Below are 25,100 nucleotides of genomic sequence, written 5' to 3'. Positions count from 1 at the left end.
CTCAACTCACCGTCGCTGGCGGCCAAGGAGGCGCTCAAGATCTCCGTCGACGTGGCCACCGGAAAGACCAAGCCGTCGGACTACCCGAAGGAGTCGTTCACCGAGGCCGTCGGCATCGGCTGCGAGAACATCGACCAGTATTACGACCCGAACAGCGTGTTCTGATCCCAGCGACGCCAGCCCCGCACCGCCGGTCCCTCGGGGCCGGCGGCGCCGGGGCCGGTGCCGAGCCTCTCGACCCACCAGGACGATGCATGACGACCTCGAACAACGACTGGCAGCCCGACGCAGCCACCACCACCACCGTCGCCGACGCCCTCGCTCAGCACGCCCGCCGCCCCGACGAAGCTCTGCTGACGACATGACCTCGCGCCGACCGATCGTCCTCTTCGTCGGCGACGACGCGAGCTCGACGCAAATCGCCGAGAGCCTCCTGCGCCGCCTGGTCGGTGACCGCGTCGAGATCCACACCGCCGGGGCGCAACCGCCGAATCCCGGTGGCCGAGAAGACCAGATGCTGGTGATGATGGGGCTGAACCCGGCCCACGAGGAACGGCTCACCGCTCGTGCGCTCGTCACCTCCGACCGCGTGATCGTCCTCGGCACCGCACTCGACGTGGCGAGGGTCCCGGGTCGGCGCTACGAGGAGTGGGACCTGGACGACAGCAGTCTCGGCGAGCGCGTCGAAGCCCTGGCCGTCGAGCTGCTCAGCGTCCTCGACAACCCCGTGACCGTCCCGGCGCCCCGGGCGAGGAAGACGGGGAGTCGGCTCGTCGGCCAGCGGATCCGCCGGCGGGTCCGGGCCCGGGTCGTACGGCAACGCGACCTGCTCGCCCGTCGCCTGACTTCCGTCCGCCGACGCCGCCGTCGTCCATCATGATCGCGACACCGCCGCCCTGAGCGATCACGACACCGCACCGCAGGTGGTCTCACACCGCCTGGTGGCTCGACCGCTGAGCGCGGCGGAACGAGACGCCGTGTTCGTCGTCGACCACCGGACATGGCTGAGCCCCACCGGGAAGACTCCCGATGGGGCTCGGCCCGCGTCGTGACTACGCGTTGTAGCGCTCGCGGCTGCCGGACTTGGCCAGTCCGCGGCTGATCATGTAGCCGATGGCCAGCATCGTGACGTAGAGCCAGGCGCTGGCTGCGCCGAAGCCCTGGCCGTCGTCGCCGTTGTCGGTGACGGCAGCGGCGATGAGCACGCCGACGGTGGCCAGCACGAAGACGATCAGCTCGGTGGTCTTGAACGCCGACTTGGTCTCGGTCGTCAGGCGGACGCTCTGGGTGTCGTAGGCGACCGGCTGGGTGCTGGTGGATGAGGTGGACAAATGAAGCTCCTGAAGTGTGGATGTGTGAGCAGCGAACGCTGGTGCCCCCGGGGAAGCGGTCGGACTGCCGACCACCTGTGCAGACTCGCGTTTACAACGTATCTACACTGTAGACCTTAGACGTAGACTGCGACGCATGCAACTTGCGTGGTAGACAGAACTCGAACACTGCCGATGAGAGCCGAAGGCGGCGAGCACATGACCACCAAGAGCACCCCGGGATCGGACACCACCGCCAGGCCGTCTGGTCAAGCCGACCGCTCGACCGACGACGCGGCCGCCCCGACCGAGCGTGTGCCGCTGACCCGGCAGCGGGTGCTGGCCACGGCCCTGCGCCTGGTGGACGCCGAAGGGCTGGACGCCCTGACCCGACGACGGCTCGCCCGCGAGCTCGGCCGCGACGTGATGACCCTCTATCGGTACGCCCCCGATCAGGCCGCCCTCCTCGACGGGATCGTCGAGCTGGTGCTCGACGAGCTGGAGCTGCCCGACGAGGGCCAGGACTGGCAGACCCGGCTGCGGCGCAGCGCCCACAACTTCCGCCGGCTCGCGCTGGCCCATCCGCACGTGGTGAACCTGCTGCTGACCCGACCGGTGGCCACCGCCTTCGGCCTGCGCCCGCCGGCCACCCTGCGACCCCTGGAGCACTTCCTCGAGCTGCTCACCACGGCCGGGTTCTCCGCGGTCGAGGCGATGCGGATCCACCGGGCCTTCGTCGGGTTCCTCTACGGCCACCTCCTCGCCGAGCTGCAGGACACGGTCGTGAACCCGGACGAGACCGAGGACCTGCTGCGGCTGGGCCTTCACCAGCTGCCGCCGCGCCAGTTCCCGATCCTGCGCAGTCTGGCCCCCGACCTGGCCGACTACGACGGGGTGCGGGAGCTGGACTTCGGTCTCGATCTGCTCCTGGCGGGGATCACCGCCATCCACCCCGACAGCACCTCCGAGGGAAAGGCCGGGTGACCGGAATGGCACACGAACCTGCGGACACGGGCCGCCGAGGTCAGCCCTCGACCTCGTTCGGCGGCACCGTCATGGGTGACGAGATCGCCGGGAAGCTCGCCGGGCTGGCTCGCGCTCTCGAGCACCTCGACCGTCCCGACACCGTGCTGGCGGCGATCGTGGCGGCGGCCGTGGCGCTCGTCCCGGGCGCCGACGAAGGATCCATCAGCGCCATCTCGGGTCGCGCCCGGGTGTGGTCGCACGCACCCACCAGCGATCTCCCGCGCCTGGTCGACGCCGTGCAGGAGGAGGTGCGGCAGGGACCGTGCCTGGACGCGGCGTACGAGCACCAGACCGTCCGCATCGCCGACATGACGAGCGAGCAGCGCTGGCCCCTGTTCGCTGCTCGCGCCGCCGAGCTGGGGGCGGGGAGCATGCTGGCGCTCCAGCTCTACGTCGAGGGCGACGACCTGGGCGCCATCAACCTGTTCGCCCGGACCCCGGGGGCCTTCACCGACGAGTCCGAGCAGATCGGCCTGCTGGTCGCTGCGCACGCCGCGATCGCCTACGTCGGTGCCCGCAAGGGCGCAGACCTGGCCGCCGCACTCGCCAACCGGGATCTCATCGGCCAGGCCAAGGGCATGCTGATGGAGCGCTACCACCTCAGCGGTGACCGTGCCTTCCTGCTGCTCACCCGCGTCAGCCAGAACAGCAACCGCAAGCTCCACCAGGTCGCCACCGAGCTCGTCGAGACCGGCGCCGTCCACGGCCCCCACGGTCTGCCGGCCCCGCCTCGCTAGACCGCAGCCCCGAGTGGCTCCCGTTCGCCCTCCGCTGACGAGCACGTGCGGGACGGGCGCAGAAGCGCGATGCTGTCTTCCAGGGGCACGACCGGAACCACAGTGAGCTGGATGACGACGTGAATGATCCGGGCAGGAGCCGACCGGGCGCCGGTCGGGGTGCGACCGGGGCCCTGCCGAGCTACCTCACCCGCTTCGTCGGCCGCGTTGACGAGGTCCACCAGCTGCTGGCGTTGCTCAGGACGGACCGCCTGGTGACGATCTGTGGCACGGGCGGCCTCGGCAAGACGAGGCTCGCCGTCGAGATCGCCGAACGGTGCCGTGACCGGTTCCCGGACGGCGTCCTCTGGGTGTCGTTGGGCGCTGTCGGCGATCAGGCCGGCGCGGAGCGCGCGATCGGCACCGCCGCCCTGCGGCACCCGAGCTCGGGGGCCGACCCGATCGCCTCCGCGTCCGCCGTGATCGGGCGGCGGCGGATGCTTCTCGTGCTGGACAACTGCGAGCAGGTGGCGGCGGAGTGTGCCGCGGCCGTGACCACCCTGCTCGGGGACTGCCCGTCGCTGCGGGTCATGACCACCAGCAGGATCCCGCTGCAGGTTCCTGCTGAGCAGGTCTACGCTATCCCGCCGCTCGGCGGACTGTCCGAGGGGCGCAGCCAGGGTGACGCCGTGGCGCTGTTCCTCGACCGGGCCGCCCTGGGCGCGCCCGGGTGGGAGGCGGCGTCGAGTGTCGACGAGATCGCGCAGATCTGTGCGCGGCTCGAGGGACTGCCGCTCGCGATCGAGCTGGCGGCGAGCTGGGTCCGGGTGCTCTCGCCCGCGGATCTGCTGGTCGAGATCAGCCGGGGCCTCGGAGCGCTGTCCGAGGCCGGCGACGTGGTGGAGGTGCGTCACCGGAGCATGCAGGCGGTGCTCGACTCCACCTGGACCTGGCTGCCCGCACCCGATCGCGATGTCCTCGCCCGTCTCAGCGTCTTCGTCGACGGGTTCAGTCGTGACGCTGCCCAGAAGGTGGCCGGAGCGACCCTCGGCACCCTGGCGACGCTGAGTGAGCGCGCCCTGATCCGCCGAGCGCCCGACGCCTCCGGCACGACCCGCTACCACGTGCACGAGGTGGTCCGGGTGTTCGCGGTCCAGCGACTCCGGGAGCAGCGAGCCTGGGAGGAGACCGAGCTGCGGCACTACGCGTACGCCGCGGATCTGGTGCGCTCGGCCCAGCTGGTCTGGGACACCGCGGACGAGCCGGCGGCCTTGGCGGTGATCGCGGCGGACAGCGGCAACATCGAGGCTGCCGTGACGCGAGCCATCGCTCGCCGTGCCGCCACCGACGCCCTGCGGCTGGCCGGCGGCCTGTTCGGCTACTGGATCTACACCGCTCCGTTGGAGGCGCGCCGACAGATGCTCGAGGAGGCGCTGGCCATCCCGGCGGACGCGGCGGAGGACCCGGCGGTCCGGGCCCGCGCCCTGAACGTGGCGGGTTACGCCTGGCTGTACCGAGATCGCCAGGTGGCCGCCCAGCGGTTCACCCGGGCGGTGACGCTCTACCGGCAGGCGGGCGACCTGGCCGGCGAGGCCTGGACGCTGCGCGGGCTGGGCTACGTCCACCTGGTGGGCAACGAGCCCGACACGTCGGACCGTCTGAACGACGAGAGTCTGCGGATCTGCCGCGCCGTCGGAGACCGTACGGGGGTGGCCTGGTCCCTGTTCGACGGCGCGGAGTCTGCGGTGGCCCGGCGGCAGCTCGACCGGGCCCTACCCCGGCTGCTCGAGGCCGAGCGCGCCTTCGCCGACCTCGGGATCGACTACGCCCGCTACCGGACGCTGATCCTGCTCGGCGACGTGCACCGGCTCGAGCGCGACTGGCTCCCCGCCCTCCAGCGCTACCGCCAGGCCCTGGATCTGCAACGGCGCCGTCACTTCACCACGCGGGGGGCCGAGATCATGGAGGGCCTCGGCGCGCTCGCGACCGAGGTCGGGCGGGTCGATCTGACGGCGCGGCTGCACGGCTCCGCCGCGACCTGGCGACGCGCCCTGGGGTCCGCCCGCCTCGGCTACAACACGACGGACTTCGACGCCACCCACGCCGAGGCCCAGCGGCGGCTGCCCAGCGCGCAGTGGCTGCCCCTGTTCGACAGCGGCCAACGGCTGACGGTCGAGGAGACCGAGGTCGACACCGACACGATCGCTCGCGACCTGACCGTCTGGTGCGCCTCTCCCGTCGCCCACCTCACCCGACGCGAGCTCGACGTCCTCCGGCTGGTCTCCGAAGGACTGAGCAACCCTGAGATCGCGTCTGCTCTGGTGGTCAGCCCACGGACGGTGCACGCCCACGTCCGCTCGATCTTCGAGAAGCTCGGCGTCTCGTCCCGCACCGCGGCGGCGTTGCGCGCTCGGGAGCTCGGCATCCGCGGCGGCGCAGAGATAGGCACATCTGCCGAAGCGAAGAGGGTCGACACCGGATCAGGCTGAGTCCACAGGACAACAGGAGGAGGACCGATGACGCAGACAGTCATGACGGGCGAACCGACCCGGTCGGCCGACGCAGGAGCCGGCGCCGGCCACGATGCCGATCCCGACAAGGTGATGGCCTTCGTGAACAGAGCCATCGAGGAGGTCGGAGCCACCCTCAACGCCGGGCTGGTGGTTCTCGGCGACCGGCTCGGCTACTACCGGGCCATGGCGGCTCACGGGCCCGTCGACGCAGCTGCGCTGGCGGCCGCCACCTCGACCGCCGAGCCGTACGTGCGGGAGTGGCTCAACGGCCAGGCCGCCGGCGGGTTCGTCGACTACGACCCGGCCACGAGGACGTACACGCTGCCGGTCGAGCACGCCATCGCCCTGACCGACGAGTCGAGTCCTGCGTTCCTGCCGGGCTTCTTCCAGCTGGCGCTGGGGATCCTGCACGACACCGACGCCGTCGTCGAGGCCGCCCGGCACGGGGGCGGGGTCGGCTGGCACCAGCACTGCTCCGACGTCTTCCTCGGGGTCGAGCGCTTCTTCCGCCCCGGCTACCAGGCGAACCTGGTCGCGGACTGGCTGCCCGCGGTCGGCGCGGTCGACCGGCTCGAACAGGGCGCCCTCGTCGCCGATCTCGGCTGCGGTCACGGTTCGTCCACCATCTTGCTGGCGCAGGCCTTTCCGCGGTGCACCGTGATCGGCTACGACTACCACCCCGAGTCCATCGCGATCGCCTCCGAGCGGGCCGACCGGGCGGGCGTCGGCGAGCGGGTCCGCTTCGAGCAGGCCTCCGCACAGGCGTTCCCCGGCACGGGGTTCGACCTGATCACCACCTTCGACGCGCTGCACGACATGGGTGACCCGGTGGGTGCCGCCCGGCACGTGCGTGCCGCCCTCGCCGACGACGGCATCTGGATGGTGGTCGAGCCGATGGCGGGCGACCGACCGGAGGACAACTTCACCCCGGTGGGCCGGGTCTACTACGGCGGCTCGACCCTGCTGTGCACACCGGCGTCCCTGGCCCAGGACGTCGGCCTGGGGCTGGGCAACCAGCTCGGTGCGAACCGGTTGCGGGAGATCACCGTCGCAGGCGGCTTCAGCCGGTTCCGCGTGGCCGCCGAGACGCCCTTCAACCTGATCCTGGACGTACGGCCGTGACCGGGCGGGACACGGCGACGTTCGTCGTGCTGCACCACATCAATGACGCCGACGGCTGGGCCGCCGCCCTGGACTCCGACCACAGCTGGCCCGACGACTTCGACCTCAGGTCCTTCGTGGAGGCCGAGGACCACGAGCTGGCGGTCTGCGTCTGGAGGGCGGCGGATCGTGACCAGCTCCAGCAGGGTCTGGACGCCGCCTTCGGCCACGTCGTGGTGAACGAGATCCACGAGGTGACCGTGCATCTGATGAGGGAGAACGACGACACCTCCCCAGCCACCTGACGCAGGCACGCGGGCTCGCGCCAGCCGCCGGCGCGAGCCCGTCGCAGATCCGTACCGCGCCACACGTATCGGCACGCCCGCCCGCGTCCCCCTTGTTCCCATGGGTCTCGACGTGCTGCCGCTGCTGGGCGTGACGGCACTGGTGATGGCGGTGCCCGGCCCGTCGGTGCTGTACGCGGTCACCGAGCGGCTCCGGGGAGGCCGCGGGGCGGGGGTGGCGGCGGTGCTGGGTCTGGAGACCGGACTCCTGATCCACGTGCTGGCCGCCTGCCTCGGGGTCTCCGCCCTGATCGCCGCCTCGCCCTCGCTGTTGACCGCCCTCCGGTACGCCGGTGCGGGCTACCTGATGGTGCTCGGACTGCGCCAGCTCGGGTTCCGTCCCGGCCGACTGTTCCGGCGCCCGGGCAGCCAGGTCCGGCACCCGGCCGGCCCGTCGGTGTCGCTGCCGCCCGTGCCCCCCTCGTCGACCCTGTCGTCGTCGCTGGCGGTGCCCCTGCCGCCCTCCCTGTCGCCGGTGCTGACCGCGACCGCGGCGCCGCGGATCCCGGCCCCGACGGGCGTCACTCCCGTACGCCTGTGGTCGGTGTTCCGGGCCGGGCTGCTGATCGACCTGCTCAACCCGAAGACGGTGCTGTTCTTCCTCGCCCTGCTGCCGCAGTTCGTGCCCGGCGGCGGCCTGACTCCCGCCGCGGCCGCGGTGCTGGTGACCTGCGTGGTCGGGCTGGGGTTCGTGTTCGACGGTGGCTATGCCGCCGTCGCCGGCGGCTGGCAACGGCTCGGCCGGGGCGACCTCGGCCGGTGGGGCCCGCGACTGACCGGCGGGTGCTTCCTCGCTCTGGCCGTCGTCGCCTTCCTGGGCTGACCGCGCGCCGACGCACACCCGGCCCCACCGCTGACGCACGCTTCCGTACGCTCACGCGGCCGTTGCCTCAGGTGCGTGAAGCATCGGAGGAGTGCGTCAGCTGGGCTGTCGGGTGGCTGTCGGACCAAGGCCCGCAGGGCAACGCGTCGCCCCGCCGGGGCCGCCGGGTGCGCTAGACATGTGTCGTGAGCAAGCGCGTCCTCATCCTGTCCGCCGGCGTCGGGTCTGGCCACAACACCGCCGGTGGCGTGATCGAACGCTCCCTCAATGCCACACCCGGGGTCCACGCCGAGATCAGCGACGTCCTCGAGCTGTCCAACGACGCCTACCAGTACCTCTACGGCAAGACGTACTTCAAGCTCGTCGACGCCGTCCCGTGGCTGGTCGGCTGGGGCTACGAGGCCAACGACCCGCCGTTCAAGCTGAAGAAGCCGGTCGAGATGTTCGACCGCATCAACACCATGTCCACCGTCCGGCGGATCCGCGACTTCAACCCCGACGTGGTCGTCTGCACCCACTTCCTGCCGGCCCGGCTGGCGGCCCTGCTGCTGGCCCGCGAGGTGATCAACGCGCCCATCTTCGTGGTCACCACCGACTACGACTTCCAGGGCCTGTGGCTGAACCCGCCGTTCAGCCGGATCTTCGTGGCCCGCGAGGAGACCAAGGCCTACATGGAGGCCATCGGGGTGCCCGCCGACCGGTTGACCACCTCCGGCATCCCGGTCCGGCCGCTGTTCGGGGAGCCCGTCGACGCGGTCAGCGTCCGCAAGCGCTACGACCTGGACGCCGACCTGCCGCTGCTGCTGATCTCGGCCGGCGCCGCCGGCGGCAGCTACACCACAACCGTGGTCAAGCAGACGCTGCGGATGACCAACGACTTCCAGGCCGTGGTGATCTGCGGCGCCAACGCGGAGCTGAAGAACGAGGTCGAGCACCTCGTCGGCGGCCGCGAGCACCAGTACCGCGTCCTCGGCTACTCCAACGACATGCCCGACCTGCTGCGGATCGCCTCGCTGTTCGTCGGCAAACCCGGCGGGCTGTCGTCCTCGGAGTGCATGGCGGCCGGCGTGCCGATGGTGCTGATCAAGCCCATCCCCGGCCAGGAGGACCGCAACAGCGACTACCTGCTGGAGTCCGGCGCCGCGGTCAAGTGCAACTACGAGGGCACGATCGGCTACAAGCTGGACGAGATCCTGTCCGAGCCGGGCCGGCTCGAGCGGATGGCGGCCAGCGCCCGGCGGATCGGCCATCCCGACGCCGCCGCCAAGGTGGCGGCCGCGGTGGCGGCCGACGACGCGCCGCCGGTCTGGATCACCCAGGCTGCCCGGGAGTCGATCGTGACCGCCAGCGAGCAGGGGATGTCGGTGGTCGACCTGCCGTCCGGCCAGCGGCTGCACACGCTCTACCACCAGGACAGCGGTCGCTCCGCCGCGGTGATCACCGAGGACCAGCTCGACTCCCTGGTCGCCCAACGGGGCGCCCGGCTGGGGGAGGGCACGCTCACGGTGACCACCCAGGACCTGGTCAACCAGCGTCGCTGGCGGCGTTCCTCGCCCGACCTGCTGCTCGAGCTGCGGCGCGCCATGGGGACCGCGACAGCTGTCACCTTCGACCTGCGCTGACGGCCCACCGCCACGTCTCGTGCTGGTCAGGTCGGCGGCCCTGCTCCCACCGGTTCACTCCCTGAGTGGTGGTTCGTCACCGACGTCGGTGAGGAACTCCCACCTACCTCGGCCCCAGCGGTCGCAACCGTTTGAGATACCCCTCAGGGGTATGTACAGTGAAGCGGTGAGCACCCCGATGAAGATCGCGACGTACGCCCTGGCGCTCGTCGTCGTCTTCATCGCCACCCTCGAGGTCGGCTACCGGCTGCGCCCCGAGGCCGGTGCGGCCGTCGGCTCCGAACCCACGACCGGTGCCGCCCCGGACGGGCACGGGGGAGCGGACCACGGGGGCGGCGGACACGAAGAGACCGGACCGACCGCGCCCGCGGCCCAGGACCCGGAGGGTCTGGCCGCCGCGGCGGACGGCTACCGGCTGGCCCTGCTCACGCCGCGGCCCGCCGCCGGTCCGGCCACCGAGATCCGGCTGGTGATCACCGGGCCGGACGAGCGACCCGTCACGACGTACGAGCTGGCGCACGGCAAGCGACTGCACCTCATCGTGGTGCGCCGCGATCTCGCGGACTTCCAGCACCTGCACCCCACGCTCGACCGGGCCACCGGCGTCTGGACCACCACCATGGACACCTCCGCCGCGGGCACCTACCGGGTCTTCGCCGACGTCGTGCCGACCGGTCACGAGGGGCTGACGCTGGGCACCGACCTGGCCGTCGCCGGGTCCTTCGCCCCCGAGGCCCCGGCAGAGACCGAGAGCCGGACGGCCCGGGTGGACGGCTACGAGGTCCGGCTGACCGGCGACGTCCGTGCCGGGCAGACCGGGACCGTCACCGCCGCGGTCAGCCAGGACGGCCGTCCCGTCACCGATCTCGACCCCTACCTGGAGGCGTACGGGCACCTGGTCGCCCTGCGCCAGTCCGACCTCGCCTACCTGCACGTGCACCCCGACGGTCACTCGGGCGACGGCACCACGCCCGCCGGCCCCACCATCGACTTCGCCGTCGAGGTGCCGACCCCGGGGATCTACCGGCTGTTCCTGGACTTCCAGCACGACGGCGTGGTCCGGACAGCGCCCTTCGTGATCGCGGTGGAGGGCTGACGTGACCGTCCCCCACCTCACACCCCGCGCGGACGCCGCCGGCACTCGTCCCGAGGCCCTCGGCCACGTCGAGCTGATCATCGGCGGCATGACCTGCGCGTCCTGCGCCGCCCGGATCGAGAAGAAGCTGAACCGGCTGGACGGCGTCACCGCCGCGGTGAACTACGCGACCGAGAAGGCCACCGTGTCCTTCCCCGAGACCGTACGACCGGACGAGCTGGTCGCCGTGGTGGAGCAGACCGGCTACACCGCGACCGTCCCGCCACCGCCGGCCGACCGGGACGAGGCCGCCGGCCCGTCGGCCGACACCGAGCGCGATCGCGAGCTGGCCGCCCTCCGGCAGCGCCTGGTGGTCAGCGCCGTCCTGTCCCTGCCGGTGGTGCTGCTGGCCATGGTCCCGGCCTGGCAGTTCACCTCGTGGCAGTGGCTGTCGCTCACCCTGGCGGCCCCGGTGGTCGTGTGGGGCGGCTGGCCGTTCCACCGCGCGGCCTGGACCAACCTGCGCCACGGTGCGGCCACCATGGACACCCTGGTGTCGCTCGGCACCCTGGCCGCGTTCGGCTGGTCCCTGGTCGCCCTGTTCTTCGGCACAGCCGGGACACCCGGCATGCGGCACGGCTTCGAGTGGACCCTGACCCGGGGCGACGGCCTCGGCTCGATCTACCTGGAGGCCGCGGCGGGCGTCACCACCTTCCTGCTGCTCGGCCGCTACATCGAGGCCCGGTCGAAGCGTCGGGCCGGCTCCGCGCTCCGGGCCCTGCTCGAGCTCGGAGCCAAGGACGTGGCCGTCCTCCGGGACGGCGCCGAGGTCCGGGTCCCGGTCGCCCAGCTCGTGGTCGGCGACCTCTTCGTCGTCCGGCCCGGTGAGGCCATCGCCACCGACGGCATCGTCGAGCAGGGCAGCTCGGCGGTCGACGCGTCGATGCTCACCGGCGAGTCGGTGCCGGTCGAGGTCGGCGCCGACGACCGGGTGGTCGGGGGCTGCGTGAACGTGGGCGGGCGCCTGGTCGTCCGGGCCACCCGGATCGGGTCCGACACCCAGCTGGCCCAGATGGCCCGGCTGGTCGAGGAGGCCCAGTCCGGCAAGGCCCAGGCCCAGCGGCTGGCCGACCGGATCTCCGCGGTCTTCGTCCCGGTCGTCATCGGCCTGGCCGTCGCCACCCTCGGGTTCTGGTGGGGACTCGGCGCGGGACCGGCCGCCGCCTTCACCGCCGCGATCGCGGTGCTGATCATCGCCTGCCCGTGTGCGTTGGGGTTGGCCACGCCGCTCGCGCTGATGGTCGGCACCGGCCGGGGTGCGCAGCTGGGCATCCTGATCAAGGGGCCGGAGGCGCTGGAGTCCACCCGCTCCGTCGACACCGTGGTGCTGGACAAGACCGGCACGGTGACCACCGGCGCGATGGCGGTGGCCGAGGTGCTGCCCGCCGACGGTGAGGACGCCGACCGGGTCCTGGCGCTGGCGGCCGCGGTGGAGCACGGCTCGGAGCACCCGATCGGCCGGGCGGTCGCGGCGGCGGTCGAGCCGACAGCCCTGCTCCCGGTCACCGACTTCGCCAACCTGGAGGGCCGCGGCGTCCGCGGTGTCGTCGACGGATGGACCGTGCACGTCGGCCGACCCGGTCTGCTGGCCGCCGAGGGTCTCGCCCTTCCGACCGACCTCGCGGGTGCCATCGAGGCGGCGCAGGCCCGGGGCCGTACGGTCGTGGCCGTCGGCTGGGACGGCCGGACGCGCGGCGCCATCGCCGTCGCCGACGAGGTGAAGCCGACCTCGGCCGCCGCCATCGCGCGGTTCACCCGGCTCGGTCTGCGGCCGTTGCTGCTGACCGGGGACCACACGGTGGTCGCCCACGCCGTCGCCGCGGAGGTCGGGATCGCGGCCGCCGACGTACGGGCGGAGGTGCTGCCCGCCGACAAGGTCGAGGTGATCCGGGCGCTACAGGCCGAGGGCCGTCGGGTGGCCATGGTCGGGGACGGGGTCAACGACGCGGCCGCCCTGGCTCAGGCCGACCTCGGGATCGCCATGGGCAGCGGGACCGACGTGGCCATCGAGGCCAGCGACCTGACCCTGGTGCGGGCGGATCTGGAGGCCGCCGTCGACGCCGTACGCCTGTCCCGGCGCACCCTCGGCACGATCAGGGGCAACCTGTTCTGGGCCTTCGCCTACAACGTGGCGTCCCTGCCGCTGGCCGCCGCCGGACTGCTGAACCCGATGCTGGCCGGTGCCGCGATGGCGTTCTCGTCGGTGTTCGTGGTGCTGAACAGCCTCCGCCTCCGCCGCTTCCGCCCCCTGTCCTGACGACCCGCCTCGGCTCCGGGGGTCGGTCGGGCTCCGGCTCCCCTCGGGTCTGCTCGGGTTCGGCGGTTCTGCTCGATCTTTAGACCGAGCAGAACCGACAAACCCGAGCAGCGCTACCCGGGGGACCCGAGGGTCAGGGGCGCGCGATCGGGACCGCCGTGTACGGCGTGGTCGGGGTCGGCGGGGTGCTGAACCGGGCGTTCGGGAGGTAGAGGCTCTTCCCGTAGGACGCGATGGTGGTCGGCACGTCGAAGCGGCTGTCCTTCAGCGTGTCGACCAGCCGACCGCTGCTGCCGGTCCGGTCGAGGCGCACGACGGCCACCTGGTTGAGCCGGTTCTGCACCGCGTAGAGGGTGCGGCCCTCCACCAGCAGCCCGTCGCCGTTGGTCAGCAGGGTGCCGCCGAGATCGACCTTGGTGGCCACCCCGGTCCACGGATCGACCCGGAACAGGAAGCCGGTGTTGGACTGCACCACCAGCAGCGACCGGCCGTCCGGGCTCAGCGCGATGCCGTTGGCGTTGATGACGCCCGCGGTCTGCACCCACTCACCGGTGAGCGGCAGCCGCTGGATCGCCGACGCCGGTGCCGGCTTCCCGTGCCGGGCCTGCGGCACCCGGTAGAGCACGGCACGGTTGGAGTCGGTGAACCAGGCGTCAGTCCGGCTCAGCACCACGTCGTTGACGAACGACGGCTGTCCCGTCGTCGGCGCCGGGTCGGCCAGCGCGTACGAGATCAGGATCCGGCCGCTGCGGGTGTCGACCACCCGGGCGTTGCCAGCCGTGCCGCCGGACACGTACAGCAGACCACGGCTGTCGGTCTTGAGCCCGACCGAGGGGGTTCCGGGGCCCTGGCTGATCACCCGACCGCTGCCGGTCCGCACGTCGGCGGCGTAGATGTCGCCGTCGGCACGGGACCCGAAGTAGGCGGTGCCGCGATCGCGGCCGCGCTGGTCGATCGTGATGCCCTCCGGCTGGAACCCGGCGGGCAGGGCGATCACGTCGCGGGACTGGTGGTCGCGGGGCTTCGCCTCGGCCGGAGCCGACGCCGGCAGCGAGAGCCCGAGGGTGAGCACGGCGAGCGCGCCGCCGCGCAGCAGGGCGCCGCGCCGAGAACGGGCGGGGGTGAGGGGGTCAACAGAGCTGGGGGGCGGAACGGGACTGTACGTCGTCATCGACGACTCCTTTGCTGCCGGGATGGGGCCGGCGGTCGGGGCCTTCCACGGTAGGTCGGCCGGTGCCGGGCCGCCATCCCGCAGGGACCGCGGGACGTCGGCCGGTCGGGCTCCGTCGGGCACGCCGCTGCGGACCCGCAGGTTCCTTCTCCCGGTCGGGCCGGACCGGATTCCCGCCGCCCCCGGTCAGGCCCGGAGCGGGTGGTCGGAGCTCGACGTGGGCGAGCCGGGGCCGGGGGTGTCCCTGAACCCCCCCGGGAGTCCCCGCCGCTGACAGGGTTCACACAGCCGGACCGGGTTACCTGGAGAGGTGCTGATGCCTGCTCGTCACGTTCCCACCCCGCCGTCGGTGGTCCGTGGCGCGTGGACGGCCGCCCCGACCCACGCCCGGACGCCTCGCGTGACCGCGGCCGTCACCGCCGCGCGGACGGGCGGGTTCGACCTGGTGGTGGTCGGCGGGGTCCCCGGCGCGGGCAAGACCACGGCCATCGCGCAGGCCACGGACGACCTGGCGCACGTCTCGTCGATCGATCCCGAGCACGTCAGCTGGTGGCTGCGGACCCGGCTGCCGGGAGTGCCCTACCTCCGCTACCGCTGGCTGGTGCACCTCACCCACACGCTCCGGATCCTCGTCAACCTGCTGAACGGGCCGACGGTGGGGCGGCGGCTCGTCGTGCACGACCCGGGGACCCGGCTCGGGCGACGCCGGCTGTTCCTCGGGCTCGCGCGGCTGTCGGGCTGGCGCACCGTGCTGCTCTACGTCGACGTGGACCGGCCCGCGGCCCAGGACGGCCAGCGGCGCCGTGGTCGGGTGGTCCGGTCGTTCGACGAGCACTGGCAGAGCTGGGAGCGGCTCCGCCCCACGCTGGTGGCAGCCCCGCCCGCCGACCCGGCGTCCGCCGACCTGGCGCCCGCCGACCCGGCGTCCGCGCACCCGGCGCCCGCCGACCCGGCGTCCGCGCACCGGGCGTCGACGCACCGGGCGTCTGCGCACCGTGCGTCTGCGGACCTGGTGTCCGCCGGGTCGCCGGAGCCGGTCCTGCTGACCGACCGTACGGGCGCCGCGCACGTGCTGCGCGGACTCTGCCTGGCCGCCTGAGACCTCGGCCCCGCTCGGCCTCGCTCGGTCCCGTTCGGCCGCGCCCGACAGCGACCCCCGGGGAGCGTGACCCCGATCTGGGCCCACCCTCCGTCGACGAGCTGTCGTCGACACCGGGACCCGGTCGCGGAGACCGCGGAGCCCCGGTCTGCGATGCCGGGCTCAGTCGTGGCTGGCGGCTCAGTCGTGGCGCCGGCGGCTCGGTCCCAGGCTCGGCAGCCAGAAGACCAGCAGCGCCAGCAGCGCGACCGCGGCCAGGGCCATCACCTGCGGCACCACCAGGCCCAGTCCCTCGACCAGACCTCCGGTCAGAGCCAGCAGCTGCGCGAACAGCTGGATGGCCAGGTAGCGGCGCAGCGGCAGCTCCAGCACCCGCAGCTCGATCCGCGTCAGCCAGGAGGCCTGGCCGGCGATCGTGGCCAGCTGCATCAGCAGCGGCACCCCGGCCACCAGCAGCGGCGTCCGCCAGGGGGAGGCCGGATCGGGGTCGAACACCATCAGCAGACCGAGCACCATGATCAGGACGCCGGTCACCAGGGTGCCGGGCACGATGCCGATGATGACCAGCAGGACGGTCACCACGACCCAGCCGGGCGGTCCGGTGACGACCAGCGACGCGCACAGCAGTCCCAAGGCGACCACCGCCAGGCGTACGACCACGCCCGGCACGGCGGTGTCCGTCCGGATCCGGACCGGCGGACGCCGGGCGGTGCTCTGGTCCGGCAGGTAGGCCAGCACCCAGGTCCGGGCCCGGCGGAGGGTCCGCTCGACCCGCGCCCACGTCCAGCCCGGCCGCGCGGCGGCGGGTGGGGTCGCGGCCGGCGGCGGCTGGTCGGTCATCGCCGCCCCCGGAGCTGCCCCAGGGCCGTCAGCCGCACCCCGGGGTCAGTCGTCTGATCCATCCACGCCAGCGTCTCCACCCCGGCGCCGGCCAGCTGCTGCAGGCGGTCGGTGCGTTCCATGGCCACGATCCGGTACGCCACGTAGAGCCGCTCGGGGATGCCGGAGATGAGCAGCGTCGGCAGCGTGTCGACCGCCAGCACGCGGTGTCCGGCCCGGCGCCAGGTCCGGGCCATGGCTGCCGCGTCGTCGTCGAGGAAGGTGGAGAACACCACGATCAGCGCGCCGGACGGCAGCCGGGGGATGCGTTGGCGACGGGTCGGCTCGCCCTCCGGCTCGGCCAGCGCCAGCTGCTGGGTGAGCAGCTGCAGCTGGCGTCGACCGCCGGCGGGCGGGGCGGGACGCCGGAGCCTGCCGAGGTCCTCGAGCCCGACCCGATCACCGGCCGACAGGTACTGCCGGGCCAACGAGATGGCCGCGTGCCGGGCCACGTCGAGCGAGGTCGTCTCGTCCTCCCGCAACCGGGTGGCGTCGCCCCAGGTGGAGACCCGGGGCCCGACCTGGTCGCGGGAGTCGATCACCAGCATCACGGTCGCGTCGGCGGTGGCGAAGGTGCGGCGGACGTACAGCCGGTCGATGGCCGCGCCCCGTGGCGCTCCCGGGCCCGGCGTGGACGGAGCAGTGTTCAGCCGGGCGGTCACCCGCCAGTCGATCCGGCGCAGCCGGTCACCCGGCGCGAAGACCGCCACGTCGTGCAGGTCGCCGCCGGAGCCGGCCCGGCGTGAGGTGTGCGGGCCGGTCAGACCCTGCAGCCGGAAGGACAGCGGCAGGTCCTCCAGCGCCCGGGCGCTGGGCAGGATCGTCATGGTCAGCGGCCGGTCCCCGGCCGACACGGTGCTGAGCAGACCGTCCGCCCCGACGGCCCGGTGGGAGAGACCGAACAGCGCGCGCCGGCCGGTGCGCACGGTCCGCATGGACACCCCAAGCGTCCGGCGCTCGGCCACCACCAGGGCCTCGGCGGCCCGGTGACCGGGGGCCCGGACCCGCAGCGCGATGACCGTGGGCTGCTCGGCGGGGGCGACCTCCACCTCGGCCTCCACCGTGCCGGTCGACCCGGTCGACCCGGTCGGCTGGTCGTCGCCGGTCAGCCGGACGACCGGCACCAGCTGCGGTCGGCGGGAGGTGCCCCAGGCCAGACCGAGCAGCAGCGGGACGCCGATGGCCACCACGTCGGGCCGTCGGGCGACGACGCCCAGGGTCAGCAGCACCACGCCCGCCCCCAACCAGCCGATGGCGGCGGGGGCCAGCCACCAGACGCGGGTGGCCCGGGGGTCCGGTGGTCGGCGGCCCGGACGGTCCTCGTAGCCGAGGTCGGCGCCGAAGCTCACGGTCGCACCCTCAGCGGTAGACGGTCGTCGGGCCCGGGACCTGATCGAGCTGGGTGGCCACCACGTCGGCCGCCTGCAGCCCGGAGGCCCAGGTCTGGGGGTTGAGGGTGATCCGGTGGGCCAGGGCCGCGACGGCGATCTCCTTGACGTCCTCCGGCAGCACGAAGTCGCGGCCCTGCAGGACGGCCAGGGCCCGGGCCACCAGCAGCAGGGCCAGCGAGCCGCGCGGCGACGCGCCGACCTCGACGCCGGGATGCCGGCGGGTGCTGGCCGCCACGGCCACGCAGTAGGCCACGATGTCGGGGTTCACGGTGACCGCCTCGACCCCGGCCTGCATCCGCAGCACGGTGGCCGGGTCGACCACCGCGTCGACGGTCACGTCCTCGGAGCGTCGGGCGAGCCGGCGGGTCAGCACGTCAGCCTCGGCGACGCGGCTCGGGTAGCCGACCCCGAGCCGGACCATGAACCGGTCGAGCTGGGCCTCGGGGAGGGGGTAGGTCCCCTCGTACTCCACCGGGTTGGAGGTGGCCATGACGTGGAACGGCCGGGGCAGCACGAACGTCGTCCCCTCCACGGTCACCTGCCGCTCGGCCATCGCCTCCAGCAGGGCGGACTGGGTCTTGGGGGCGGTGCGGTTGATCTCGTCGGCCAGCAGCAGGCCGGTGAACACCGGGCCGGGGCGGAAGGAGAAGTCCGCGTCGGCCGGATCGTAGATGTAGGAGCCGGTGATGTCGGCGGGCAGCAGGTCCGGCGTGCACTGCAGCCGCCGGAACTCCAGCCCCAGGGCCGAGGCCAGGCTGCGCGCGGCCAGCGTCTTGCCCAGCCCCGGGACGTCCTCGAACAGCACGTGACCACCGGCCAGCAGGGCGGCCAGGGCGATCCGCAACGGCGTGTCCATCTCGACCACCACGGTGCCGACCCGGTCGAGCACGCGGCGGGACAGCTGCGCGACCTCGGGGACCGACAGCGGCTCCACCGCCTCGGTCGGCTCGTCACCCTCGACGCTGATGGTGCTGGTGGTCATCGACGATCCCCCCTCGATCCGGGCCGGTCGGCCCCGGTCTTGTCACTGACGAGCTTCTCGACCGCGGCCACCGCGGTGACGAAGTCGGCGTACATCGGGCGGTCGTCCGGTTCGCTGACGACCACGTACGCCCGCTCTCCCAACGCGGCCCGGCAGGCCAGGTAGTCGCGGGGGTCGTCCAGGTCCAGCCCCTGCAGCCCCAGCCGGTAGGCGGCGATCTGCTGCAACCGGCGGACCGACTGACGCTGGACCCTCGACTCGTACCCCTGCATGGACCAGGACAACCGGGCCACCTCCCGCCGTACGCCGACGTCGGAGCGTTCCTCGCTCGTCTCGGGCCACGCCTGCTCGTTGTTCACCACCGGCGCCCGGCGGAGCCCGATCAGGGCCAGCAGCACGGCGCCCAGGGCGAGTGCGTGGAGCAGGTCGAGACCCATGATCCACAGCAGCAGGATCCAGCCGAGGAGCCCGAGCGCGGTCAGTCCGAGGACCTGGCCGCTGAGTCGCCCGCCGGTCACGGGTCGGTCCGCGCGGTGTGCCGCATGGCCTCGTCGAAGCCGCGCCAGGTCGCCGCGAGCCGGATGACCGCGGTCCGCGCGGTGCGGACGTCGTCGTCGGTGACCTCGTGCCCGGAGAACCGGGCCCGGTGGTAGAGCCGGAGCAGGGTGTCGACGGAGCCGCGCTCGGCGTGGGTCGAGCGCAGCACGGTGCCGGTGAACTCGGTGGGGCTGTCGGACGGTCGACGCGGCACCCCGGAGGCCAGGGCCGCCTCCTCCAGGGCCAGCCAGCACCGCAGCACCAGGTCCCGCGGCACGCCACCGGTCTCGGTGAGGATGAGCTCGGCCGCGTCGGCGCCGCGGAGCAGGGCGGGCAGATCGGGTCCGGCCGCGATCACCCCCGCCGGGGTGACATCCGGCTTCTCGTCGTAGATCACCGCCCGCCGCGGCCGGCGCTGCCACAACCACCGGGCCAGGTAGACGAGCCCGACGAGCACCGCGAGACCGGTCAGGGCGGCCAGGATGCCGGCGATCCACTGCTGGACCGGGTTGGCCTCGGCCATCGGCGGAGTCCGGGGCGTGGGTGGGCCCAGGGCCGAGTTCGACGCCAGTCCGGGGACCGGCTGACCGTCGAACCAGATCCGGGGCTCCAGCCACCAGCCCCCCGCCGTGCCCGCCGCGATGACGGCGAGCGCCGTCACGGCGCCCACCGCCACCAGGGCGGGGGTCAGCAGCGGCGTACGGGACGTCGCTGGCTCTCCCTCCGACCCGGCGGACATGGGCACAGGATAGGCGAGCGCCGAGCGGGCGGACGTGGGAACGTCGAGCCTGCGAAGGCGCTGGGCGCCTGCCGGCGTCGGACCCCTCGGTGTCGGGTCCGCGGCCGGGCAGGCTCCCGGGATCAGCCCCGGGTCAGCGGGCGCGTGAGCGTCAGCGGATCGGCCAGGCAGGCGTCCCGCGCCGACATGGCGGCCCCGCGGACGACCCGCGGTTCCATCGACTCCAGCGGCACCACCAGCGTGGCGGCGAAAGCAGGATCGGACAGCCGCTCGCTGAGCTGAGCCTCCATCGCCTCCCGCAGGTACGGCGAGAGGACCCCGATGAAGCCGCCGATGATGGCCGCGTGCGGATTGAGCACGCCGAGCACGTCGTCGATCACCCGGCCCAGCGCGGAGCCGGCGTCGGCGAGCGTCGTCAGCACCTGCTCGTCGCCGGCCTCGGCCCTCGATCGCAGCTGCTCGATGGCCCCCGAGGGATCCCGGCGGACCGCTTCGATGGCCTCGTCCATGCTCATCAGGCCGCTGTGGCTGAGCAGCGCCTCCGGGCCCAGCACCGTGGTCAGGCAGCCCCGGCGGCCGCACTGGCAGTCAGTGGTCTCACCCCCGACGTTGCTGTGGGCCAGGTCGCCGGCCACGCCGTGCGCTCCGCCGAAGATCTGTCCGTCGACGATCAGACCGCTGCCGATGCCGCGCCAGCCGCCGAGGTAGACCGCCACCGAGTTCGGCGGCAGCCGCAGCTCGGTCCGGGTGGCGTACAGGCCGGCGAGCTGGGAGTCGTTGGCCACGCCCACGTGGACACCGGTGACACCGGCCTGGGTGAGGACCTCGCGGATCCGCTCACGCAACGGGAACTCGACCCACGGCAGCTCGGCGGAGTGCTCCAGCTGGCCGCGATCGCGCACCACCAGCCCGGACGTGGCGACCTCGACCGAGATCACCTCGCGTCCGGTCGGCACCTCGGCCAGTCGCCGGACGAGGACGTCCCGCACCTGGCGGAAGGCGTCCTCCGGATCGGCGCCGGCGAACGCGACCGGGTCTTCGACGAGCCAGAGCTCCTCACCACCCATGGTGGTGGCCGCGATGGCGATGGCGTCCGGAGCGATGTGCACGCCTAGCGCGCACCAGGGATCGCCGTCGAGAGCGATGGGACGGGTGGGCCGTCCTGCACCCGGACGACGAACCGGGTCCAGCTCTTTGACCAGTCGGCGGGACTTGAGGTCCCCGATCAGGTCGGTCAGTGTGGAGATCCCCAAGCCGCAACCACGAGCGATGTCGTGACGACTACAGGGTCCATGATCTCGGACGTAGCAAAGGACTTGGGTTAGGTTGCCGTGGCGCAGATCCCCCGATCCTCCGCTGCGTCGCGCTCCCTCAGGAGCCGGCGCATAAGGCATGCCAGAAACGATAGTGGCTTTGCTGAACGGGTTTTGTGAAACGATCGGATCAATCAATTATTTTAGGCTTCAATCGTTAGTGGGAGCGATACCACGCGACTTCTGGACAGTTTCTGTGTGACCCGAATCACATTACTCACGGGTACAGCCCGCGCGTCGGCGACGGGGATCGCCGGCCGGCGCCGGTGGTGGCTCCGTTCGTGACCCCCTCGGCGGCAGGCGCCGCTGGCACCGGCGGACGTCCCAGCGTGCTTCCGGACGGATGACCTCGTCCGACGGCCGGGCGGTCCGACCTGCGCACAGTGGGGACCGGCGGGACGCCCGCCCGCCGGCGGAGAAGGCGGGAGGGCCGATCAGGGGTCGGGCGTGCGGTGTCGCGCGGCGCCCCCCGGGTACGGTGATCGGCACCATGACCGCCACTCCGCACCCGGGTGTCTCCACCGCCTCTGCCGGCCCCGACACCCACGACGCCGACCACCCCGACGTGCCCGCGGCGTTCGACCGGGCCGCCGCGACCTACGACACGATGGTCAACCTGAACCCCGGCTACCACCGGCACCTGCAGTCCGCCGCGGACGCCCTCGCCGAGAAGCTGCCGGCCGGCCCGGGTAGCACCGTGATCGACCTCGGCTGCGGGTCCGGCGCCTCGACCGACGCGCTCGTGAACAGCATGGGTCACCGCGGCCAGGCGTACACCGCGGTCGGCGTCGACGGCTCGGCCGGCATGCTCGCCGAGGCCCGGTCCAAGCCGTGGCCGACCTGGGTGTCGTTCGAGCAGTCCCGGGCCGAGGAGCTCCCGGCCCTGGCCGGCTCGCTCCCGCCGGTGTCGGGGGTGCTGGCCGCCTACCTGTTCCGCAACGTCGGTGACCGCGACGCCGTGCTGCGCTCGGTCTGGGAGCTGCTCGCCCCGGGCGGGGTGCTGGTGGTGCAGGACTACTCGGTGTCCGGCTCGTCGATGGCCCGGGCGGTGTGGAACGCGGTGTCCTGGTCCGTGGTCATCCCGCTGTCCAAGGTGATCAACCGCGACACCGGCATCTACCGCTACCTGTGGCGCAGCGTGCTGGACAACGACACCGTCGACGTGTTCACCGACCGGATGCAGCAGGTCGGCTTCGTCGACGTCGAGCACCGTACGGTCGACGGCTGGCAGCGCGACATCCTGCACACCTTCCGCGGGCGCAAGCCTTCGTGAGGACTCAGCCGGCCGCGCCCGAGGCGAAGCCGGGACGGGACGGGCGCCGGACGGTGCGTGCCGCGAGGGAGCGGCGGTGACCCGTTTGCGCGGCTGGCGCCCGGGGCGGGACCGGCTCGCCGTACGCCATCCGGGACCGGTCGGGTCAGGGCGGGCACCCGAGGGCTCGTCGGTGATCGTCGTCGGCGGCGGCATCGCCGGGCTGGCGGCCGCCACCGGCGTGGCCGAGCGTGGGGTCCGGGTCACCCTGGTCGAGCGCGAACCGCAGCTCGGTGGACGGGTAGGGGCGTGGCCCCTCGACACGGTGAGCTCGCACGACCCGGTCAGCTCGCACGACCCGGTCAGCTCGCACGACGCGGTCAGCTCGCACGACGCGGCGAGGTCGCACCACTCCGGGGACTCGCCCGGATCGGTGGACGCGGACGCCGGGAACGGGCCGCGCACCATGAGCCGTGGCTTCCACGCCTTCTTCCGGCAGTACTACAACCTCCGGGGGCTGCTCCGCCGCACCGACCCGGCGCTGGACCGGCTGCGGCCGATCGAGGACTACCCGCTCATCTCGGCCGACGGGATGGCCGACTCGTTCGCCCGGATCCCGCGGACCCCACCGTTCAGCTTCGCCTCGTTCGTGGCCGTCAGCCCGAGCTTCACCGCCGCCTCGCTGGCCGAGGTCGACGTGGCCGCCGCACTGGAGCTGCTCACCGTCCGCTTCCCCGACACCTTCGCCGCCTACGACGGGGAGAGCGCGGAGGCGTTCCTGGACCGGCTCCGGTTCCCGCCGGCGGCCCGGCACCTCGCCCTCGAGGTGTTCGCCCGCAGCTTCTTCGCCCACCCGAGCGAGTTCTCCGCCGGTGAGCTGGTGGCCATGTTCCACACCTACTTCCTGGGCTCGGCGGAGGGACTGCTCTTCGACGTCCCGACCGACGACTACGACACCGCGCTCTGGGCCCCGTTGGGCCGCTACCTGCACGGGCTGGGGGTCGAGGTGCGGACCGGGGTGAGCGTCGAGCACCTGGCCAGTCACGCCGACGGGGTCGAGGTGCGGCTCGGCGACGACGCCACGCTGACCGCGGACGCCTGTGTGCTGGCCGCCGACCCGGCCACCACCCGCCGCCTGGGATCGACGTGTGAGTTCGGGGGGCGTGACCAACCCTCGACTCACACGGAGTGGAGCGAGCAGCTCACCGCCACCCGGAACGCGCCGCCCTTCGCGGTCTGGCGGCTCTGGTTGGACCGCCCGGTGCACGCCGATCGGCCCCCCTTCCTGGGCACCAGCGGCTTCGGACCGCTGGACAACGTCAGCCTGCTGGAGGTGTTCGAGGACGGTGCCGCCGACTGGCGGCGTCGCACCGGCGGCTCGGTCGTCGAGCTGCACGCGTACGCACTCCCCTACGAGCTGGGGGACGGGGAGGGTGAGGCCCGCACCCGCGCGCAGCTGCGCGCCGAGCTGACCCGGGTCTACCCGGAGACCGCGCCCGCCCAGGTGCTGGCCGAGCAGTGGCTGGTCCGCGACGACTGCCCGCTGGTCGGCACCGGACCCTGGCACCTGCGGCCGGGGGTCACCACCCCAGACCCGCGGCTGGTGCTGGCCGGCGACGGCGTCCGGTGCGACTTCCCGGTGGCGCTGATGGAGCGAGCCGCCACCACCGGCTTCCAGGCCGCCAACGCGCTGCTCGAGCGCTGGGGGACCGCCGGGCACGACCTATGGACGGTGCCGATGGCCGGCCGTCCACCGGTCGGTCGTGCGGCGGCCGTCCTGTCGCGCTGAGAGCGCGGTGGATGGAACGATGATCGCGCTCCCGCCGAAGGCTGACTCAGCCCGGGTACTCCCCGCGCATCCGCAGCGCGTAGCGCCGTTCCGCGTACGCCAGGTCGTCGACCCACAGCTGCTTGGCGGTCTTGATGATCCCCGGACGCAGCACCGGGGTGAGCCACTTGGCCACCCGGAAGCCGGGCCGGTCGGAGTAGGCGATGGTGGCCTCGGTGACCATGGTGATCGGCCGGCCGCGCTCGTCCAGCCCGGTCGGGGTGGCATGCGTCTCGACCACCGAGGCGGTGCCCTCGCCGTCGATGATCCGCATCACGATGGTGCGGGTGTCCGGGCAGCTGAACTCCGCCCGCACCGGCACGCCCCACGTCCGTGACAGCCGGAAGGTCACGTCCACCACCAGCCGGGTCTCGTCCGACGCGTCGTCGTCGACCACCAGGTGGGAGAAGGCGTACGGGTGGAACCAGGCGCCGTGCCACGGATCGAGCCGGTTGGCGATCACGTCCTCGGGCTGGCACGTGCCCGGCTCGACCATCACCGCGCTGACCGAGCCGTCCAGCGGCGGCCGGGCCGAGAGGGCCGGCCGGTCGGTGAACGTCTCGCCCTCGGTGGCCAACCGGACCCAGATGAGCAGCCCGTCGTCCCAGGCCGCGTACGGGCTCCAGGTGCGGTCACCCTTCGACGTCAGCGCGAGGCCGTGCCAACGGCAGTACATGGTGCCGTCCAGCACCGGGCAGGCATCCATCAACGCACCGAGGTGCGGGCAGGCACCCGGACCGGCGACCAGGGTCCCGTCGGTGTCCCGCCAGAAGACCACCTCCCGACCCGCGATCGTCCGGGCCACCGACGCGGTCGCGCCGACGTCGCCGCTCTGACCGGCGACGAACCAGCCACCGGAGTTCTGCGCCTGGGACACCGCCAGCGAGGCCGCGATCCGGCCCGGCTTGGCCTGCCGCCAGGAGGCGGTCATCCGGTTCTCCCGCGGCTGCGGCACGCGCTGGATCGGGATCCGCGACCGGACGTGGTCCGGCAGCCGGCCCATCAGCCCCGTCTCGGCCGGGACATCTCCACGGAGACGCAACGACATGGGTGTCCTCTCGT

22 protein-coding genes are annotated in these 25,100 nt (G+C 73.0%); 13 read left to right on the top strand and 9 right to left on the bottom strand.

The genetic code is table 11. From position 1 onward, the window contains the following. Positions 1-361: 361 nt before the first annotated feature. Positions 362-880: a hypothetical protein gene (locus ABD714_RS13240; protein ID WP_344812842.1), complete on the top strand. Its 519-nt coding sequence runs from the start codon at positions 362-364 to the stop codon at positions 878-880. Positions 881-1,052: 172 nt separating this feature from the next. Here the strand turns inward: ABD714_RS13240 and ABD714_RS13235 are convergent, their stop codons facing one another. Continuing rightward, on the bottom strand, positions 1,053-1,331 hold the full coding sequence (locus ABD714_RS13235; protein WP_344812841.1) for a hypothetical protein: 279 nt from the start codon (positions 1,329-1,331) through the stop codon (positions 1,053-1,055). A gap of 198 nt (positions 1,332-1,529) precedes the next feature. On the opposite strand from ABD714_RS13235, the gene ABD714_RS13230 reads away from it, so the two are divergent. From ABD714_RS13230 to ABD714_RS13190, 9 genes are all read left to right on the top strand, one after another. Next, positions 1,530-2,294 (top strand): TetR/AcrR family transcriptional regulator C-terminal domain-containing protein, encoded by a 765-nt coding sequence (locus tag ABD714_RS13230; protein ID WP_344812840.1) that lies wholly within the window; start codon positions 1,530-1,532, stop codon positions 2,292-2,294. A 71-nt stretch (positions 2,295-2,365) separates the two neighbouring features. After that, on the top strand, positions 2,366-3,073 hold the full coding sequence (locus tag ABD714_RS13225; RefSeq protein ID WP_344812839.1) for a GAF and ANTAR domain-containing protein: 708 nt from the start codon (positions 2,366-2,368) through the stop codon (positions 3,071-3,073). 119 nt (positions 3,074-3,192) lie between these two features. After that, positions 3,193-5,541 carry an ATP-binding protein gene (locus ABD714_RS13220; protein ID WP_344812838.1) on the top strand — a complete coding sequence of 783 codons (2,349 nt, stop codon included), beginning with the start codon at positions 3,193-3,195 and terminating at the stop codon, positions 5,539-5,541. Between the two features lie 27 nt (positions 5,542-5,568). Next, positions 5,569-6,687 (top strand): class I SAM-dependent methyltransferase, encoded by a 1,119-nt coding sequence (locus tag ABD714_RS13215; RefSeq protein WP_344812837.1) that lies wholly within the window; start codon positions 5,569-5,571, stop codon positions 6,685-6,687. Further along, complete coding sequence (locus tag ABD714_RS13210) at positions 6,684-6,971, top strand: hypothetical protein (protein ID WP_344812836.1); 288 nt, start codon at positions 6,684-6,686, stop codon at positions 6,969-6,971. Before ABD714_RS13215 ends, ABD714_RS13210 begins: the two co-directional genes overlap by 4 nt. Positions 6,972-7,071: 100 nt before the next feature. Next, positions 7,072-7,833 (top strand): LysE family translocator, encoded by a 762-nt coding sequence (locus tag ABD714_RS13205; RefSeq protein WP_344812835.1) that lies wholly within the window; start codon positions 7,072-7,074, stop codon positions 7,831-7,833. A 185-nt stretch (positions 7,834-8,018) separates the two neighbouring features. Continuing rightward, complete coding sequence (locus tag ABD714_RS13200; protein WP_344812834.1) at positions 8,019-9,455, top strand: MGDG synthase family glycosyltransferase; 1,437 nt, start codon at positions 8,019-8,021, stop codon at positions 9,453-9,455. A 166-nt stretch (positions 9,456-9,621) separates the two neighbouring features. Further along, entirely contained in the window at positions 9,622-10,551 is a 930-nt protein-coding gene (locus ABD714_RS13195; protein ID WP_344812833.1) for a hypothetical protein, read from the top strand. 88 nt (positions 10,552-10,639) lie between these two features. Continuing rightward, positions 10,640-12,847, top strand: coding sequence for a heavy metal translocating P-type ATPase (locus ABD714_RS13190; protein WP_425562394.1), 2,208 nt, complete (start codon positions 10,640-10,642; stop codon positions 12,845-12,847). A 133-nt stretch (positions 12,848-12,980) separates the two neighbouring features. Here ABD714_RS13190 and ABD714_RS13185 read toward each other — a convergent pair whose 3' ends face one another. Next, complete coding sequence (locus tag ABD714_RS13185; RefSeq protein WP_344812832.1) at positions 12,981-14,018, bottom strand: SMP-30/gluconolactonase/LRE family protein; 1,038 nt, start codon at positions 14,016-14,018, stop codon at positions 12,981-12,983. Positions 14,019-14,334: 316 nt separating this feature from the next. Here ABD714_RS13185 and ABD714_RS13180 point away from each other — a divergent pair, with 316 nt between their 5' ends. Continuing rightward, positions 14,335-15,117 carry an AAA family ATPase gene (locus tag ABD714_RS13180; protein WP_344812831.1) on the top strand — a complete coding sequence of 261 codons (783 nt, stop codon included), beginning with the start codon at positions 14,335-14,337 and terminating at the stop codon, positions 15,115-15,117. Between the two features lie 180 nt (positions 15,118-15,297). On the opposite strand, the gene ABD714_RS13175 is transcribed toward ABD714_RS13180, so the two are convergent. The 6 genes from ABD714_RS13175 to ABD714_RS13150 form a co-directional block, all read right to left on the bottom strand. Beyond that, positions 15,298-15,957 carry a hypothetical protein gene (locus ABD714_RS13175; RefSeq protein WP_344812830.1) on the bottom strand — a complete coding sequence of 220 codons (660 nt, stop codon included), beginning with the start codon at positions 15,955-15,957 and terminating at the stop codon, positions 15,298-15,300. Next, positions 15,954-17,345 carry a DUF58 domain-containing protein gene (locus tag ABD714_RS13170; RefSeq protein ID WP_344812829.1) on the bottom strand — a complete coding sequence of 464 codons (1,392 nt, stop codon included), beginning with the start codon at positions 17,343-17,345 and terminating at the stop codon, positions 15,954-15,956. The genes ABD714_RS13175 and ABD714_RS13170 overlap by 4 nt, the downstream gene beginning before the upstream one ends. A gap of 10 nt (positions 17,346-17,355) precedes the next feature. Further along, positions 17,356-18,369, bottom strand: coding sequence for an AAA family ATPase (locus ABD714_RS13165; RefSeq protein WP_344812828.1), 1,014 nt, complete (start codon positions 18,367-18,369; stop codon positions 17,356-17,358). Further along, a complete protein-coding gene (locus tag ABD714_RS13160) occupies positions 18,366-18,887 on the bottom strand; it encodes a hypothetical protein (protein ID WP_344812827.1) in 522 nt (173 codons plus the stop codon). The genes ABD714_RS13165 and ABD714_RS13160 overlap by 4 nt, the downstream gene beginning before the upstream one ends. Continuing rightward, positions 18,884-19,645 carry a DUF4129 domain-containing protein gene (locus ABD714_RS13155; RefSeq protein ID WP_344812825.1) on the bottom strand — a complete coding sequence of 254 codons (762 nt, stop codon included), beginning with the start codon at positions 19,643-19,645 and terminating at the stop codon, positions 18,884-18,886. Before ABD714_RS13155 ends, ABD714_RS13160 begins: the two co-directional genes overlap by 4 nt. A gap of 122 nt (positions 19,646-19,767) precedes the next feature. After that, positions 19,768-20,898, bottom strand: a complete 1,131-nt coding sequence (locus ABD714_RS13150) for an ROK family protein (RefSeq protein ID WP_344812824.1) — start codon at positions 20,896-20,898, stop codon at positions 19,768-19,770. A gap of 550 nt (positions 20,899-21,448) precedes the next feature. Here ABD714_RS13150 and ABD714_RS13145 point away from each other — a divergent pair. Beyond that, positions 21,449-22,231 (top strand): class I SAM-dependent methyltransferase, encoded by a 783-nt coding sequence (locus ABD714_RS13145; RefSeq protein ID WP_344812823.1) that lies wholly within the window; start codon positions 21,449-21,451, stop codon positions 22,229-22,231. Between the two features lie 76 nt (positions 22,232-22,307). Further along, positions 22,308-23,999 carry an FAD-dependent oxidoreductase gene (locus tag ABD714_RS13140; protein ID WP_344812822.1) on the top strand — a complete coding sequence of 564 codons (1,692 nt, stop codon included), beginning with the start codon at positions 22,308-22,310 and terminating at the stop codon, positions 23,997-23,999. A 46-nt stretch (positions 24,000-24,045) separates the two neighbouring features. Here the strand turns inward: ABD714_RS13140 and ABD714_RS13135 are convergent, their stop codons facing one another. Continuing rightward, positions 24,046-25,086: a Rieske (2Fe-2S) protein gene (locus ABD714_RS13135; protein WP_344812821.1), complete on the bottom strand. Its 1,041-nt coding sequence runs from the start codon at positions 25,084-25,086 to the stop codon at positions 24,046-24,048. Positions 25,087-25,100: the final 14 nt, after the last annotated feature.

This window comes from Microlunatus aurantiacus (assembly GCF_039536605.1).
Classification (GTDB): domain Bacteria; phylum Actinomycetota; class Actinomycetes; order Propionibacteriales; family Propionibacteriaceae; genus Microlunatus; species Microlunatus aurantiacus.
This window is presented reverse-complemented; position numbering and strand designations above follow the sequence as displayed.

What these genes read in the sequence shown, in the direction of transcription:
- ABD714_RS13240 (WP_344812842.1), top strand. Translation starts at nt 362, where the DNA reads ATGACCTCGCGCCGACCGATCGTCCTCTTCGTCGGCGACGACGCGAGC.
- ABD714_RS13230 (WP_344812840.1), top strand. Translation starts at nt 1,530, where the DNA reads ATGACCACCAAGAGCACCCCGGGATCGGACACCACCGCCAGGCCGTCT.
- ABD714_RS13225 (WP_344812839.1), top strand. Translation starts at nt 2,366, where the DNA reads ATGGGTGACGAGATCGCCGGGAAGCTCGCCGGGCTGGCTCGCGCTCTC.
- ABD714_RS13215 (WP_344812837.1), top strand. Translation starts at nt 5,569, where the DNA reads ATGACGCAGACAGTCATGACGGGCGAACCGACCCGGTCGGCCGACGCA.
- ABD714_RS13205 (WP_344812835.1), top strand. Translation starts at nt 7,072, where the DNA reads ATGGGTCTCGACGTGCTGCCGCTGCTGGGCGTGACGGCACTGGTGATG.
- ABD714_RS13190 (WP_425562394.1), top strand. Translation starts at nt 10,640, where the DNA reads ATGACCTGCGCGTCCTGCGCCGCCCGGATCGAGAAGAAGCTGAACCGG.
- ABD714_RS13185 (WP_344812832.1), bottom strand. Translation starts at nt 14,018, where the DNA reads ATGACGACGTACAGTCCCGTTCCGCCCCCCAGCTCTGTTGACCCCCTC.
- ABD714_RS13180 (WP_344812831.1), top strand. Translation starts at nt 14,335, where the DNA reads ATGCCTGCTCGTCACGTTCCCACCCCGCCGTCGGTGGTCCGTGGCGCG.
- ABD714_RS13175 (WP_344812830.1), bottom strand. Translation starts at nt 15,957, where the DNA reads ATGACCGACCAGCCGCCGCCGGCCGCGACCCCACCCGCCGCCGCGCGG.
- ABD714_RS13165 (WP_344812828.1), bottom strand. Translation starts at nt 18,369, where the DNA reads ATGACCACCAGCACCATCAGCGTCGAGGGTGACGAGCCGACCGAGGCG.
- ABD714_RS13155 (WP_344812825.1), bottom strand. Translation starts at nt 19,645, where the DNA reads ATGTCCGCCGGGTCGGAGGGAGAGCCAGCGACGTCCCGTACGCCGCTG.
- ABD714_RS13145 (WP_344812823.1), top strand. Translation starts at nt 21,449, where the DNA reads ATGACCGCCACTCCGCACCCGGGTGTCTCCACCGCCTCTGCCGGCCCC.
- ABD714_RS13135 (WP_344812821.1), bottom strand. Translation starts at nt 25,086, where the DNA reads ATGTCGTTGCGTCTCCGTGGAGATGTCCCGGCCGAGACGGGGCTGATG.